The organism is Pandoraea bronchicola (genome assembly GCF_902459805.1).
In the GTDB taxonomy this organism is placed as follows: domain Bacteria; phylum Pseudomonadota; class Gammaproteobacteria; order Burkholderiales; family Burkholderiaceae; genus Pandoraea; species Pandoraea bronchicola.
This window is the reverse complement of record NZ_CABPST010000010.1, coordinates 1-15,605: the sequence shown is the minus strand read 5'-3', so window position 1 is coordinate 15,605 and position 15,605 is coordinate 1. Positions and strand designations below refer to the sequence as shown.

General features: G+C 63.5%; 11 protein-coding genes. 3 read left to right on the top strand and 8 right to left on the bottom strand.

Annotated features, from left to right (window positions below; all coding sequences use genetic code 11):
* Nucleotides 1-17: 17 nt before the first annotated feature.
* From PBR20603_RS17235 to hrpA, 4 genes are all read right to left on the bottom strand, one after another.
* Entirely contained in the window at nucleotides 18-947 is a 930-nt protein-coding gene (locus tag PBR20603_RS17235; RefSeq protein ID WP_150560734.1) for an EI24 domain-containing protein, read from the bottom strand.
* The gene (locus tag PBR20603_RS17230) at nucleotides 944-1,195 is read right to left on the bottom strand and encodes a hypothetical protein (protein WP_150560733.1); all 252 of its coding nucleotides are present in this window, start codon (nucleotides 1,193-1,195) and stop codon (nucleotides 944-946) included. The genes PBR20603_RS17235 and PBR20603_RS17230 overlap by 4 nt, the downstream gene beginning before the upstream one ends.
* Nucleotides 1,196-1,258: 63 nt before the next feature.
* A complete protein-coding gene (locus tag PBR20603_RS17225; RefSeq protein WP_150560732.1) occupies nucleotides 1,259-2,254 on the bottom strand; it encodes a YVTN family beta-propeller repeat protein in 996 nt (331 codons plus the stop codon).
* 349 nt (nucleotides 2,255-2,603) lie between these two features.
* On the bottom strand, nucleotides 2,604-6,728 hold the full coding sequence (gene hrpA / locus PBR20603_RS17220; protein WP_425495828.1) for an ATP-dependent RNA helicase HrpA: 4,125 nt from the start codon (nucleotides 6,726-6,728) through the stop codon (nucleotides 2,604-2,606).
* Between the two features lie 92 nt (nucleotides 6,729-6,820).
* Between hrpA and argA the strand changes: the two genes are divergently transcribed.
* Both argA and PBR20603_RS17210 read left to right on the top strand, forming a co-directional pair.
* Nucleotides 6,821-8,170, top strand: coding sequence for an amino-acid N-acetyltransferase (gene argA / locus PBR20603_RS17215; RefSeq protein ID WP_150560730.1), 1,350 nt, complete (start codon nucleotides 6,821-6,823; stop codon nucleotides 8,168-8,170).
* A gap of 188 nt (nucleotides 8,171-8,358) precedes the next feature.
* Nucleotides 8,359-8,634: an oxidative damage protection protein gene (locus tag PBR20603_RS17210; protein ID WP_010804639.1), complete on the top strand. Its 276-nt coding sequence runs from the start codon at nucleotides 8,359-8,361 to the stop codon at nucleotides 8,632-8,634.
* Between the two features lie 194 nt (nucleotides 8,635-8,828).
* On the opposite strand, the gene PBR20603_RS17205 is transcribed toward PBR20603_RS17210, so the two are convergent.
* Both PBR20603_RS17205 and rpiA read right to left on the bottom strand, forming a co-directional pair.
* Complete coding sequence (locus tag PBR20603_RS17205) at nucleotides 8,829-9,887, bottom strand: serine endopeptidase (RefSeq protein ID WP_150560729.1); 1,059 nt, start codon at nucleotides 9,885-9,887, stop codon at nucleotides 8,829-8,831.
* A 15-nt stretch (nucleotides 9,888-9,902) separates the two neighbouring features.
* Entirely contained in the window at nucleotides 9,903-10,595 is a 693-nt protein-coding gene (gene rpiA, locus PBR20603_RS17200) for a ribose-5-phosphate isomerase RpiA (protein ID WP_150560728.1), read from the bottom strand.
* 127 nt (nucleotides 10,596-10,722) lie between these two features.
* Here rpiA and tal point away from each other — a divergent pair, with 127 nt between their 5' ends.
* A complete protein-coding gene (tal, locus tag PBR20603_RS17195; RefSeq protein ID WP_150560727.1) occupies nucleotides 10,723-11,673 on the top strand; it encodes a transaldolase in 951 nt (316 codons plus the stop codon).
* 66 nt (nucleotides 11,674-11,739) lie between these two features.
* Here tal and rlmB read toward each other — a convergent pair whose 3' ends face one another.
* A complete protein-coding gene (gene rlmB / locus PBR20603_RS17190) occupies nucleotides 11,740-12,513 on the bottom strand; it encodes a 23S rRNA (guanosine(2251)-2'-O)-methyltransferase RlmB (RefSeq protein ID WP_150560726.1) in 774 nt (257 codons plus the stop codon).
* Between the two features lie 216 nt (nucleotides 12,514-12,729).
* The gene (rnr, locus tag PBR20603_RS17185; protein ID WP_150560725.1) at nucleotides 12,730-15,285 is read right to left on the bottom strand and encodes a ribonuclease R; all 2,556 of its coding nucleotides are present in this window, start codon (nucleotides 15,283-15,285) and stop codon (nucleotides 12,730-12,732) included.
* Nucleotides 15,286-15,605 lie beyond the last annotated feature (320 nt).

Below are 15,605 nucleotides of genomic sequence, written 5' to 3'. Positions count from 1 at the left end.
AAGCGATTGTGCCACTTTCACGGTGAACCGTTCGATCGCCCCGGTCCCGGCACGGGCGGCGGCAATGCGGGCGGCAGGTCTTCGCTCTCGGGGGACAGCATGGCCGCGTCCGGCAGCACCGTCGCGGCGAGCGCCGGCTCGTGCCATGTGGCCTCCTGCGCGCGCAAGCGCGACAACGCGCGCAGACAGTAGTGCGCAAACCACAACGCCGAGAACACGAAGATCACGACATAGAGCCAGATTGCCAGCAACGCAATGACAGGGAACAGCACGATCATGATGACGGACGAGACCCACAAGAGCGTCGGCAGCGAGCCGAGCAGCCCCGTTGCGACCCCGATCACCAGCAGCGGCAAACGGCGCTCGCGCATGATCCGGCGCCGCTCCTCGGCACTCGCATGAAACGCGAGCGCATCATAGGTCATCACGCGATAGGTCAGCCAACCCCACAACAGCGGCGGCACGATGGCGAAGAACGGCGGCACGAGCCACAGTGGCAGCGTCACGAGTGCCGCAATCAGAAAAACCGCCGTCGCCCCCAGCGACTGTCCGAGACTGCCCCAGAACGAGCCGCCCTGCCGCGCCTCCAGATGAATGAAGTGGCGGCGCGAGAGGTGACGCAGCACGGCAGGCATCGACCATCCCGCGATGAGCAGCAGCGCCGTCACGACGATCAGCGGGACGAGCAGCGCCACGAGGATGAACGGCGCGAGCGCCATGCGCACACTGTCCACGCCGAAATAGCCGAAGAAGCGATAGATCCACTGGGTGAACTGCCACTGTTCGAGCCAGACGCGCAGGAAGTCGGTAAACGGCTCCCAGCCGAACCAGATCACGGCGCCCCAGATCAGGCCGGAGACGACGAAGGGCATTGCGGTGAGCCACAACATGCGCGGATGCAACAGACTCACGAGCGCGCGGCCAAGCGCGCGAAGAATATCGTTCATGCAGATTCGGTACGGCCGGCGCCGTCGGTACGAGAAGTGGAATCGGAAGCGTTGGGGCGACGCAGCAGCACGCGCATGAGCACGATCTGGAGCGCGCCGATCAGGAGCAAAGGGACGCCATCGAAGGCATCGCCGGAGAGCGACATCGGCCCGGTGGCAAACAGCACCGGCGGCACGATGCGGGTGTAGATCTCGGTCTGCACCGCCGGGAAGGCGGTGGAGAAACCGTCGACCAGCGAATCGAACATGTAACGGGGCCGGGCGTCGTGAGGACGCCCGGTCAGTGGGGCCTTTGCGGCAATGCTCCGATGTTACAGCACCGGCGCGCGGTCGTAGAAATAGATCCCGTGCGGCGAGCGTCCCACCGCAATGGTATTGATCAGCTTGCGCTGCGCCAGATCGATGATGCCCACCTTGCGCGCCCAGCGGAATGTCACCCACAGGGTCTTCCGGTCGGCCGAAAGCTCCATGTCGTCCGGTCCCGGCAGCAGTCCGGTGATGTTGCCCACGTTCGTGAGGGCGTCCTGATCGATGATGCTGATCGTGCTCGACACGCGGTTCGAAATCAGCACGTGCTTGCCATCGGCGAGCGAACGGAAGTTGTGCGCGCCCTTGCCCGTCGGAATCGTCTTGATGACCTTCTGGTTGCGCCAGTCGACGACAGCCGCGTAGTCGGCCCCCGTCATGCCCACGAGCAGATACTTGTCACCCGGCGTGAGCCATACGCCTGCCGGGCTGTCGCCCACCTTCAGTTTCCACAGCACCTTCTGCGTGGCCAGATCGATGGCGGCAATCTCGTTCGACTCCTGCAACGAGATGAACACGAGCTTGCTGTCCTGCGTGAAGACCAGGTGGCTGGGCATCTTCTTGAGCGGAATGCGCTGCGCGACGTTCAGGTTCTTGCCGTCGAAGCGGTACACGTCCACCCGATCCAGGCGCAGTGCGTTGGCGACGAACCACTTCTTGTCGGGCGAGAAGCCGATCTGGTAGGGGTCTTCGATGTTCTCGATCTTGCGCTGAATCTGCCCCGTCTTCGGATCGAGGAAGACAAGGTTATTGCCCACCGAATTCGCCACGATGAGCGACTGATTGTCGGGCGTGGCCATCAGGTGGTGCGGCTCCTTGCCGACCGGGAACGTCTGGATGACCTTCTGCGTCGCCTTGTCGATCAGGCTGACGCTGGCATCGGCCGAGTTGAGCACGACCACGACATTGTCGGGCGCCGGCGCGGCTGCGCTGGCCGGCCCGGCGAGCGCAGCCAGACCCAGGGAGGCAGCCAGACTGGCAGCGATCAGAAGTTTGCGCATTGCAGAGTCTCTCGGGAGAAAAATGGGCAGAAAAATGACTGAAACGATGATGAAGCGCGCGGGGACGGTGCTTCGAAAAAGTCTCGATATTGTAGGCCGGGAACGCCCCGCCAACGCGCCCCCGGCGCACCTTTTTCGATCTGGCGAAACGCTATTCGGGGACTTCCTGATGTAGCGCAAACCGGCGCTCGGATTGCATACAAAAAAATGGCGTCCGGAGGGGACGCCGGATGCCACGATCGCTCCGGTGCTTCGCTCGTTGAGCGAAACACCTGTATCGCCAGCATCCCCCGCATGCCTTGCATGCCTTGCATCCCCCGCCTCACCCGCGTCGCCCTATCCGGCCCCGTCAGCGTTGCAACGCTTCCCAGACCTTGTGCAGACGCTTAACCGATACCGGCATGGGCGTGCGCAACTCCTGAGCGAACAGCGAGACGCGCAACTCCTCGAGCAACCAGCGGAACTCTTCGAGTCGCGCGTCGCCATGATCGCGGCGTTGCGACGTCGCCCGCTGCCAGTTCTGCAGCAGCGGTCCGAGCTCGCCCATGGCACGCGCGTCACGCGCAGGATCGGCCTTGAGCTTGTCGATGCGCCCGGTCATCGCCTTCAGATAACGCGGGAAATGCGCCAGTTGGGCATACGGCGTGTCGATCAGGAAACGCTTGCCGACCAGCCGCTGCAATTGCGCGCTCAGATCTGCATATGCCTGCGCAAACGGCTTGGCTTGCGCCAGCTTCTTCTGCAACGCGGCGTACTCGGTGAGAATCTGCCCGGCCAGCCGTGCGATCTCCTGCGCGAGTAGCGTGAGACGCCCTCGCCCCTCATCCTTACGCGCGACGAACGACGCATTGTCGCTCGGCCACGGCAACTGGAGGCACGCACGCTCGAGCGCCAGATCAACGATCTGCTCCCTCAGTTCCTCCTGCGTCCCCAGATTCATGTACTGCATCGCCATCTGCTGCAGGCCCGGAATATTCTTCTCCAGATACTTCACCTGCTCGCGCAACTGAATCGCGAAGAGCCGTCGCAGACCGGCGCGATGCTGACGTTGCGCCTCGTCCGGGTCGTCGAACACTTCGAGATCGCAGTGATCGCCACGGTCAACCAGCGCCGGGTAGCCGAACAGCGTCTGGCCGCCACGACGGATCTCGAGCATCTCCGGCAGTTCGCCGAAGCTCCACGTTGTCAGGTTGTCGTAACGGCCGGGTTCGACAGCCGCCCCCGAGGGCGTTGCCTGCAAGGCTTGCGTCGCCGCCTTGCCCGCGCCCTTGCCGTCGCCACGGCCCGCCGCAGACGTTCGTGACGTTGGTGACGCCGGGGCCGACGAACCGCGTGCCTGCACATCAACGCCCGAGCCGCCGGTCGGCGTCGCGCCGCTCTTCGCCGCGAGTTGCTGGAACGTGCGCTGCGCCTGCTGGCCGAGTTCGGCGCGCAGTTGCGCGAGATTGCGTCCCATGCCGAGCTGCCGTCCGTGCTCGTCGATCACCTTGAAGTTCATCGACAAGTGCGCCGGGAGCATCTCAAGTTTGAAGTCGCTCGATTTGAGCATGACGCCGGTCAACTCGCGCGCGTCGGCCATGAGGGCATCGAGCAGCGCACCCTGACCGAATGTCGCCCGGTCGAGAAAACCCGCGGCGTACTCCGGCAACGGCACGAAGTGACGCCGTAGCTTCTGCGGCAGCGACTTCATCAGCAGATGCGCCTTTTCCTTGAGCATGCCCGGCACCAGCCACTCGCAACGGCGGGCATCGACCTGATTGAGGGCATAAAGCGGCACGGCGAGCGTCACGCCGTCGCGCGGCGAGCCCGGCTCGAAGTGATACGTGAGCGCCATTTCGATGCCCGCGATGGTCGTCTTCTTCGGGAACAGATCCGTCGTGACACCCGCGGCCTCGTGACGCATCAGATCGTCGCGCACGAGGTAGAGCAACTTCGGTGTGCCCTTGGCCGTTTCGCGATACCAATGCTCGAAGCTCGTGCCGTCGTAGAGATCTTCGGGCACATGGGCGTCGTAGAACGCGTAGATCAGTTCGTCGTCGACGAGCACGTCCTGCCGGCGCGACTTGTGCTCAAGCTGTTCGATATCGGCGATCAGCTTGCGGTTATGGGCGAAGAACGGCAGCTTCGTCTCCCATTCGCCTTCGACGAGTGCGCTGCGCAGGAATATCTCGCGGGCGCGGCGCGGATCGCGCGGGCCGAAGTTCATGCGGCGGCGCGAGTAGATCGTCAGGCCGTAGAGCGTGCCGCGTTCGTACGCGGTAACTTGCGCAGCCTTCTTTTCCCAATGCGCGTCGGAGAGCGACGTTTTCACGAGGTGCTTGCCCACGCGTTCGATCCATTCCGGTTCGATGCGCGCGATGCACCGCGCGTAAAGGCGGCTGGTCTCGACAAGCTCACCGGCCATCACCCAGCGCCCGGCCTTCTTCACGAGCGACGACCCGGGCCAGATGTGGAACTTGATGCCGTGTGCGCCGAGGAAATGCGGATCGTCGTCGGCCTTGCAGCCGATGTTGCCGAGCAGCCCCGCGAGCAGTGCCAGGTGCAACTGTTCGTAGGTCGCCTCCGATTCGTTGATGCGCCAGCCCTGCTCGCGCACGACGGTGAGCAACTGGCTGTGAACATCGCGCCATTCGCGCAGACGCAACTGCGACAGGAAGTTGTCGCGGCACGCCTGCGCCAGCAGACGGTTCGACTTCTTGTGGGCAATCGCCTCTTCGAACCACTGCCAGATCTTGAGCCACGAGAGGAATTCGGACTTCTCGTCGGCGAACTTGCGATGGGCGTTATCGGCGGCGTCCTGTGCCTCGATGGGCCGGTCGCGCGGGTCTTGTACGGCCAGCGCGCTCGCAATGATCAGCACTTCGCGCAGCGACTGATGGTCGCGCGCGGCGAGGATCATGCGCCCCACGCGGGGGTCGAGCGGCAGACGCGCCAGTTCGCGCCCCAGCGGCGTGAGCTGGTTGGTGTCGTCGACAGCGCCCAGTTCGTTGAGCAGTTGATAGCCGTCGGCAATGGCACGGCCGGGCGGCGGCTCGATGAACGGGAATTCCTCGACCTTCGCGAGCCGCAGCGACTGCATGCGCAAAATGACGGCGGCGAGCGACGAGCGCAGGATTTCCGGGTCGGTGAAGCGCGCCCGCGCCTGAAAGTCGGTCTCGTCGTACAGGCGAATGCATACGCCGTCGGCCACACGGCCGCAGCGCCCTGCCCGCTGGTTGGCGGCCGCCTGCGAAATCGACTCGATTTGCAGTTGCTCGACTTTGTTGCGGTAGGAATAGCGTTTGACGCGTGCCGTCCCTGCATCGACCACGTAGCGAATGCCCGGCACCGTGAGCGACGTTTCCGCCACGTTCGTTGCCAGCACGATGCGACGCGCGTTGGACGGCTTGAACACGCGCTCCTGATCGGTCGCCGAGAGCCGGGCGAAGAGCGGCAGAATTTCGGTGTGCGGCGGGTGGTGCTTGCGCAGCGCCTCGGCTGCTTCGCGGATTTCGCGCTCGCCGGGCAGGAACACAAGCACGTCACCAGAGCCTTCGCGGCAAAGTTCGTCGACGGCATCGACGATGCCGTCCATGAGATCGCGTTCGCGGTCACGAGCGCTGGCACGGCTGCCCTCACGCCCTTCGGCGTTGGCGATGCGCACGTCATCCTGAATCGGCCGGTAACGCACTTCCACCGGGTATAGGCGGCCGCTCACCTCGATGACGGGCGCCGGGCGCAGATCATCGCCCTCGCCGGTGCCGAAGTGGCGGGCGAAGCGATCCGCGTCGATGGTGGCCGACGTGATAATGACCTTCAGATCGGGGCGACGCGGCAGCAATTGCTTGAGGTAGCCGAGCAGAAAGTCGATGTTCAGACTGCGCTCGTGCGCCTCGTCGATGATGATGGTGTCGTACGCGCGCAACAGCGGATCGGTCTGCGTCTCGGCGAGCAGAATGCCGTCGGTCATCAATTTGACGGACGCGCCGTTCGACAGCGTGTCGTTGAAACGCACCTTGAAGCCAACGATCTCACCGAGCGGCGTGTTCAGTTCATCGGCGATCCGGCGCGCAGTGGCAGACGCGGCGATCCGGCGCGGTTGGGTGTGGCCGATCAGGCCGGTGCCGCCGGCGCCGAGTCCGCGCCCGAGCGCCAGGCATATTTTGGGAAGCTGTGTGGTCTTGCCCGAGCCGGTCTCGCCGCTCACGATCACGACCTGGTGGCCCGCGATGGCGCGTGCGATCTCCTCGCGGCGGCCAGAGACCGGCAGCGCTTCGGGGAAGTGGATTTCGGGAACGCGGTTGGCCGCCGCCTGCCGGGCAGCCAGGCGTTCGGCGTCGCGCGCATCGCGCTCGGCGGCCGTCAGACGGCGTCCGCCCGCGGGGTTCTGGCCACGGGCGTTGCCCGAGACCGAGGATTTGGGGGCGCCCTTGGCGGCCTGCAGAGTTGACGCAGTGGCCGTGGATTGGGCACGCGTATGCCCCGGCGCCGTCACTTTCGGCTTCGGGGGCTTAGATTGTCGATTTCGTTCATCACTTGCCATGGGCGCGCATTATATAATCTGCGCATGTTTGCGCACGTACACCCATGCTGACCGAACCCGACCCCGCCCTACAAGACGAAGAGACCGCCCACCAAGCCCAGTTCGTGGACTGGCTGCGATCGGTCGCCCCCTATATCCATGCGTTTCGCGACAAGACCTTTGTGGTCGCCTTCGGTGGCGAGCTTGTCGCCGCCGGCGGGCTCGACTCGCTGATTCAGGACGTTGCGCTGCTGTGTGCCATGGGCATGCACATCGTGCTGGTGCACGGCTCACGACCCCAGGTCGAAGAGCAAATGCGCCTGCGACATATCGAATCGCACTTCGCTCAACAATTACGCATTACCGACGCGGCCGCGCTCGAAGCGGTGAAGGAAGCGGCGGGTGAGTTGCGTCTGGACATCGAGGCGTCGATCAGCCAGGGGCTGCCGAATACGCCGATGGGCAACGCGCGCATCAGCGTGGTGTCGGGCAACTTCGTCACAGGCCGTCCGGTGGGCATCGTCGACGGCGTCGATTTCCAGCACACCGGCGTGGTGCGCAAGGTGGACGCCGAATCGATCCGCCTGTCGCTCGCCAACGGCAAGATCGTGCTGCTCTCACCGCTGGGCTTCTCGCCCACCGGTCAGTCGTTCAACCTGACGATGGAAGACGTCGCATCGTCGGCCGCCATTGCATTGCGCGCCGACAAGCTGATTTTCATCACCGAGACGCCCGGCGTTCTCAATGAATACAACGAGTTGCAGCACGAACTCACGCTCGAAGACGCCCAGCGCCTACAGTCGCAAGGCACGCTCGATCGCGACTCTGCCTTCTATCTGAAATACGCCACACGCGCCTGCCGCGCAGGCGTCGGCCGCGCCCACATCGTCCCCTTCGCTCTCGACGGCAGCATGCTGCTCGAACTGTTCTCACACGACGGCGTAGGCACCATGATCTCGTACGAGAACCTGGAAAGCCTGCGCGAGGCGACAATCGACGACGTCGGCGGCATTCTCCAACTCATCGAACCGCTCGAGTCGGACGGCACCCTGGTACGACGCGGCCGCCACCAACTGGAACGCGATATCGATCATTTCTCAGTCATCGAGCACGATGGACGCCTCTTCGGCTGCGCCGCGCTCTACCCGTACCCAACCGAACGCATCGGCGAGATGGCCTGCCTGACGGTCGATCCGGAAGCTCAAGGCTCAGGGGACGGCGAACGCCTGCTCAAACACATCGAGCAACGCGCCCGCGCCCGCGGCCTGGAACGCCTGTTCGTACTCACCACCCGCACCGAACACTGGTTCCTCAAGCGCGGCTTCGTCAAGGCAGGCGTCGACGATCTGCCCGCCGATCGACGCCGCCTCTACAACTGGCAGCGCCGCTCGTTGGTGCTCATCAAAAAGCTGTAACCCGGGATCGGCAGGCCGTGCGCATCCCCCCCAAGGTTTTCATCCCTTGTGTCTCGCACCCCTGCCCCCATATCCATACATCGCCGGCGCGCTCAGCCCGATGCGCCCGTCAACCCCTCCGGTAGACGGCCGCCCGCGCCACGGCACCCCCTCTCACGCCTCACCAAGATTACAAAGGAGTTCTCCCCATGGCCCGCATGGTTCAATGCATCAAGCTCGGCAAGGAAGCCGAAGGTCTCGATTTCCCCCCCATGCCCGGCGAACTCGGCAAACGCCTCTGGGAAAGCGTATCGAAAGAAGCCTGGGCCGGCTGGCTCAAGCAACAAACCATGCTGATCAACGAAAACCGCCTCAACATGGCCGATCCGCGCGCCCGTCAATACCTCGTCAAACAAACCGAAAAGTACTTCTTCGGCGACGGCGCCGATGTGGCTCAGGGCTATGTGCCGCCACCCTCGGAATAAACACCGCCCTCCAGACGGATCGGAGCCCCTTTCCGCCTCTCAGACATAAACCCAACTCGCTGCAGAAAGGAACTCCGATCCGTCTCCGCACTCGCCCCATCGCAGTCCGGACAGGAACGCAAAAAGGGCACACGCATCGATCCGATTCGTGTGCCCTTTTTTTCTTTTTTTTCTCTTCTTGTTTTCGTTCGTCTTTAGCTGGCCGCCGCTGTGCTCGTTCCCGTAGAACGCGCACCACAATGATGGCAGAAATGCGCGAACGCATTTTTTCGCGTCGTGCACGCGCCACAGCGATCGAATAGACATATGCCACAATGCACGCAGAAGTCTCGGTCAGCATCGTCCAACTTCACCGCACGCTCACACCCCGGACACACCGACTTCGCCAGCCGCGCCTGCGCCAAGTCATACGACAATGTCTTGCGTCGCTCCTCATCCGGTAATTGCTCTTCCGCCTTTTGGCGCGCCAGATAGCTTTGCAACGACACTATGGCATAGCGCCCGATCAGCACCGTCAACACAATGCCCACCAGATAACGCACATAGCCACCATAGTCCGGCAGATACGGCACCAACTCCACGAAGAACGCAAATAGCGCAAAGAAGATGAAGCCCCATACGAACGGCCACCACGTATTCTTGCGCTGCCGCACAAAAAGCCACCCCGCCACCGCCAACAACGGCAGCGTCAGCGCCAGCCGGACACCAAAGACCTTCAGCTCCTGCGAGCGCTGAATCGCCGCCAACTGCTCGCCCGCTGCCGTATTGAGCGCATAACGTCCTGCGCGGGCCGTCTGGACCGCGCGCTGCGCATCCAACTGCCTCGCTTCAAGCGCGTCAACCTGCGTCTGCGCATCGCGCTCAGCCCCCTTCAACGTGTCAAGCGCACGCGTGCGAGAGACTAGCTCCGCATCCTGACTGGCCTGCGCCGTCGCCGTACGCGTGGCAACCCAATCGTTGAACGACTCTCTCGCATTGCGATACGCCGTGCCGCGCGCTTTGAGCTGCAGTCGCGCCGTCTCAAGCTGACTCTCGACATCTTCAAGCTGCGCCTGCGCCTGCTTGATGGCAGCGTCAGCGCGCTCGGCCTGCCCACGATCAACGAACGAGTCGAGTGTTGGTGCAGGGGCGACCCCCGGCAGTCTATCTACGACGAGCCCGCCAAGACCAATCAGAAACGCCGCAAACAACACGGCGATCAACCACAGGCCACGACGGAACCAGGTTTCGGGAAGACGACGCGATCCAGCCATCCTGCCCTCCCGGAATCAGTTTTTGTAATCGATGGTGCGCACCCCTTCCGGCGTGCCCATCAAGGTGATATCCGCGCCACGTTGCGCGAAAAGACCAACCGTTACCACTCCCGGAATCTGGTTGACCTGCGCCTCGAACGCCACCGGGTCCAGAATCTGAAGACCGTGGACGTCAAGAATCGCACAGCCGTTGTCCGTCATGTAGGGACTACCGTCGGCACGCACACGCGCCTGCGGCTTGCCACCAAGGACCGCCAACGCACGGGCGACGCTCGCCTGTGCCATCGGGATCACTTCAACCGGCAGCGGGAACACACCAAGTACGGCGACTTCCTTCGACGCGTCGACGACGCAAACGAATTCCTTTGCCACCGACGCGACGATCTTTTCGCGCGTAAGCGCCCCGCCGCCGCCCTTGATCATGTGACCGAGCGCATTGATCTCGTCGGCACCGTCAACGTAGACGGGCAAGCTCTCGATCTGGTTGAGGTCGAACACCTCGATGCCGTGCTTGCGCAAACGCTCGGTACTCGCCTCGGAACTGGAAACAGCGCCCCGATAACGGTCTTTGTGAGCCGCGAGCGCGTCGATGAAGCAGTTGGCGGTGGACCCTGTGCCCACGCCGATCACGCTGCCCTCGGGCACGTGCTTGTTCACATAGTCGGCTGCTGCCTGGCCGACCAGGCGCTTGAGTTCGTCTTGGGTCATGGGGATTTCCGGCAAAGTTTGGTAAAGTCGGAAGTTTACCGGAGTCAGGCGTGCCGCGCCGTTTTTCGTCGCCCGGGCGCATCCCGGACTTCATGTCACGCAGTGCATTTCTCGCAAGGGCGCTCTCATGAATCAGCTCGATCAGCTCAAACGCCATACCATCGTCGTGGCCGACACCGGCGACTTCCAGGCAATGGACGCCTACAAGCCGCAAGACGCCACTACCAATCCCTCCCTGATTCTCGGCGCCGTCCAGAAAGACACCTATCGTCCGATTCTCACGCGCATCGTCAACGAACACCGCGCTGAATCCACCGACGAAATTATCGACCGTCTGCTGATCGCCTTCGGACGAGAAATCCTCGACATCGTCCCAGGTCGCGTCTCGACGGAAGTCGACGCACGCCTGTCGTTCGACACAGCCGGCACCGTCGCCCGCGCACGAAAGCTCATCGCGATGTACGAAGCGCAAGGCATCGAGCGCGATCGTGTGCTTATCAAGATTGCATCGACGTGGGAAGGGATTCGCGCCGCCGAGATTCTCGAGCGCGACAAGATTCGCTGCAATATGACGCTGCTTTTCTCGCTGGTGCAGGCGGCCGCCTGTGCGGAAGCGGGGGCACGATTGATTTCGCCGTTCGTCGGCCGGATCTACGACTGGTACAAGAAGTCGGCCGGCGCGAACTGGGTGGAAGCGGACAACGCCGGGAAAAACGACCCGGGCGTGCGTTCGGTCGCCACCATCTACCGCTACTACAAGCACTTTGACTACGACACGGAAGTGATGGGCGCGAGCTTCCGCTCGACCGGGCAGATTCTGGCGCTCGCAGGCTGCGATCTGTTGACCATCAGCCCCGCGCTGCTCGAACAACTCCGCACGACTCAAGACGAGGTGCCCCGCCAACTCGACGCGAAAGACGCCCGCGCTGCGAACATCGATCGCGTGAGAACGGATGAGCCGTCGTTCCGCTTCGCCCTCAACGACGACGCGATGGCCACCGAAAAGCTCGCGGAAGGCATTCGCGCATTTGCCGCCGACACCGTCAAGCTCGAAGGCTTGATCGACGCCGCACGGTAAGAGAACGAAGCGAACCAAGCGAACAAAGGACGATGGCCGGCGAACGCTCGCCGGGCATTGTTTCCCTTACTTGGCGCCCTTGGCGGCCACGGCGCGCTGGCGCACCGCTTCATACAGGCACACGGCGCTCGCCACGGAGACGTTCAGGCTTTCGCAACCGCCCGCCATCGGAATACTCATCAACTCGTCGCAGGTCTCGCGCACGAGACGGCGCATGCCCTCGCCTTCGGCGCCCATGACGATCGCCATCGGTCCGGTGAGCTTGGTGCCGTAGATGTCGGCGGGCGCGTCGTCTGAGGTACCGACGACCCAGATGCCCCGCTCTTGCAATTCGCGCAATGTGCGCGAGAGATTCGTCACCATGATGTACGGCACTGTTTCGGCCGCGCCGCTGGCGACCTTGGCCGCAGTCGCGTTCAGGCCGACAGCACGGTCCTTCGGCGCGATCACGGCATGAGCCCCTGCCCCATCCGCGACGCGCAGGCATGCGCCGAGGTTGTGCGGATCGGTCACGCCATCGAGCACCAGCAGCAGCGGCGGGCCCGAAATGCCGTCGAGCAGTTCGTCGAGATTCAGCGCCAGCGACACTTCCTGGGCACGTGCGACAACGCCCTGGTGGCGCGACGAACCGGCCATGCCGTCGAGGCGTTTGCCGTCGGCCTGAATGACCTTGATCTTGACGCCCGGGGCGCCCTTGACCGACTCCACATGCTTCAGGAAGTCCGTCATGCGGCGGTCGCGCCGGCTCGGATCGTAGTAGATTTCTTCGACGCTGCCCGCATCGTGACGCAGACGCGCAGTCACGGCGTGAAAGCCGAACAGCAGTTTCAATTGACTCATTTCACATCCTCAAAATAGCGTGTGCCCGCACGGCCGTTCGCAACTGCCACCGCACAAAGCACGACGGCGGCGGAGCCCGCATGGGCCACCGCCGCCGCAATCCATCGCGGGCATCAGATGCCGGTCGCTACCGGCACAAGGCGCCCATCTTACTGCAAACCGCACACCACGCTGCACGCTGAGGCCACAGGGACCGGCGGCGACACGATGCGCAAATCAACGACGCGGTTTCTTCGCCGGACCTCCGGGACGTTTGGCAGGCGCCTTGCCGCCCCCGCCCGTGCGCTGGATCGGCGGTGCCGCGCCACGCTCGGCACGCGCGTCTTTCACTTTCGCCGATTTTGGCTTGGCGGGCCGCTTGCCTGCCGGCGCCGGCTGCACGCCGTTGAGCAGTGCGCCGCCCTTGGGCAACTGACGGATGGCCGGCCCCACGCTCGCCGACCCGGCAATACCGGGCGCGCCGGCAGCGGGCACGGGCACCGGGGCACCACCGCGTTCACCGCGACCTGACGTCTTGGCGAGCGTGCGCGCGTTCGGTTCGCGCACGAGACGGAAGTCGATCTTGCGCGCGTCCAGATCCACGCGACTCACTTGCACGCGAACGCGATCGGTGAGGCGATAGCGAATGCCGGTCCGTTCGCCGCGCAGTTCGTGGCGGACTTCATCGAACTGGAAGTAATCGCTGCCGAGTTCCGTGACGTGTACGAGGCCTTCGATAAAGAGATCGTCCAGTTGCACGAAGATGCCGAACGACGTCACGGCGCTGACCGTGCCGCCGTACTCTTCGCCCAGCTTGTCGCGCATGAAGTAGCACTTGAGCCAGGCTTCGACATCGCGCGAGGCCTCATCGGCACGACGCTCGTTCGCGGAGCAATGCAGGCCGAGTTCGTCCCAGATGGCGTCACGCTTCTTCGCGCCGGCGGGCTTCTTGGCCTTGGCAGCTTCGTCGTCCTTTTGCAGCTTGCGTGCGTGCGGCGACAGGCCGGTCGTCATCTCGACACCGGCAGGGATTTCCGGCTCGTACTTCTTGCCGACAAGAATCGCCTTGATCGCGCGGTGCGTGAGCAAGTCCGGGTAGCGGCGAATCGGGCTGGTGAAGTGCGTATAGGCCGGATAGGCGAGACCGAAGTGACCGATATTGTCCGGGCTGTAGACGGCTTGCTGCATCGAGCGCAGAAGCATGGTCTGGAGCATGGGCGCATCGGGACGGGATTCGATCTGCGTCATCAGTTCCGCGTAATCGGACGTGGCAGGTTCGTCGCCGCCGCCGAGCGAGAGCCCGAGGGTTTTGAGGAACGTGCGCAGCACCTGAAGTCGCTCGCCCGACGGCCCTGCGTGAATACGGTACAGCCCCGGCTGTTTGTGACGCTTGAGGAAATCGGCGGCGCACACGTTGGCCGTGAGCATGCATTCCTCGATGAGACGGTGGGCGTCGTTGCGCGTGCGGGGCAGGATCTGCTCGATCTTGCCTTGTGCGTTACAGACGATGTAGGTCTCAGTGGAATCGAACTCGATGGCGCCGCGCGACTTACGGGCTTTGGCCAGCACCTTGTACAGCTCGTACAGATTTTGCAGATGCGGCAGCAGTGCGGCGCGGCGTTGGGCTTCGGCGCCCTTGGTGTTACCCAGGACGGCGGCGACTTCCGTGTAGGTCAAGCGTGCTGCCGAGTGGATGACGGCCTGGTAGAACTGATAGGCCTTCACTTCGCCGTTCAGGGCGACGAGCGCATCGCACACGAGGACACAGCGATCCACATCGGGGTTCAGTGAGCACAGGCCGTTCGAGAGCTTTTCCGGGAGCATCGGAATGACGCGTCGCGGGAAGTAGACCGAGGTGCTGCGTGTGAGTGCGTCGGCGTCGAGCGGACCGCCGGGGGTCACATAGTGCGAGACGTCGGCGATGGCGACGATCAGGCGGAAGCCGTTGGTGCGGCCGATTTTGGCGGGTTCGCAGTAGACCGCGTCGTCAAAGTCGCGCGCGTCTTCGCCGTCGATGGTCACGAGCGGGACATCGCGCAGATCGATGCGGTGACGCAGATCGGGGGCGCGAACGTCGTCGGGGAGTGCACCGGCGGCGGCCAGCGCTTCGGCGGAAAACTGATGGGGGACGCCGTACTTGCGCACGGCGATTTCGATTTCCATGCCGGGGTCATCGATATCGCCGAGGACTTCCGAGACGCGGCCGATGGGCTGGCTATACCGGCTGGGGTAATCGGTGAGTTCGACGGAGACGACCTGCCCGACCTTGGCTTTGCCTTGGGCGCGAGGCGGAATGAGGATGTCGTGTCCGATGCGTTTGTCTTCGGGGGCGACGACCATCACGCCGTTTTCGTTCAGGAGGCGACCGATAACGTAAGTGTTAGCGCGGCTGACCACTTCGACGATGTGACCTTCTGGGCGGCCGCGGCGATCGTAGCCGGCAATGCGCAGGAGGACGCGATCGTTGTGCATGACCTTTTTCATTTCCTCGTTGGGAAGGAAGAGGTCGTCACCGTCATCGTCGCGCACGGCGAAGCCGTAGCCGTCGCGGTGTCCGATGACACGGCCGGCGATGAAGTTCGAGGGGTGGGTCAGTTGATAGTAGCCGCGGCGGTCGAGGCGAATCTGGTCATCGCGTTCCATCGCGGCGAGGCGTTTGAAGAAGCCTTCGCGTTCCTGCTTTTTGATGGCCAGGGCTTCGGCGATATCGTTGGCGGACAGCGCGGAGTCGGCGGTGCGCAGGACACCGAGGATTTCTTCGCGGCTCGGGATCGGATAGGGATATTTGCTCAAAGGTCGCTAGCGTTACTGTGCCGGTTGAGTCCGGCCGAGTGGCGCACCATGCGCCCGACGGTCCGTGATGGTTGTGCGTAGCGCGGATAGCGGTGTCGCACAGTCAGGGACAATCATACGGCAAACCTCGCGAAAACTGCCACCTGTGCGGAATTTGAGCGTCGGGTTGGCAGCGTGCGAGGGAAAAGAAATTTTTTTCCGCAGAACTGTTGACACTCCCGCACGGTATCCGCATAATCTCACTTCTTCGCAGCGAGCAAGCAGTAAGCGAGCTGACGGGGCCCAGATGGCGGAATTGGTAGACGCACTAGTTTCAGGTA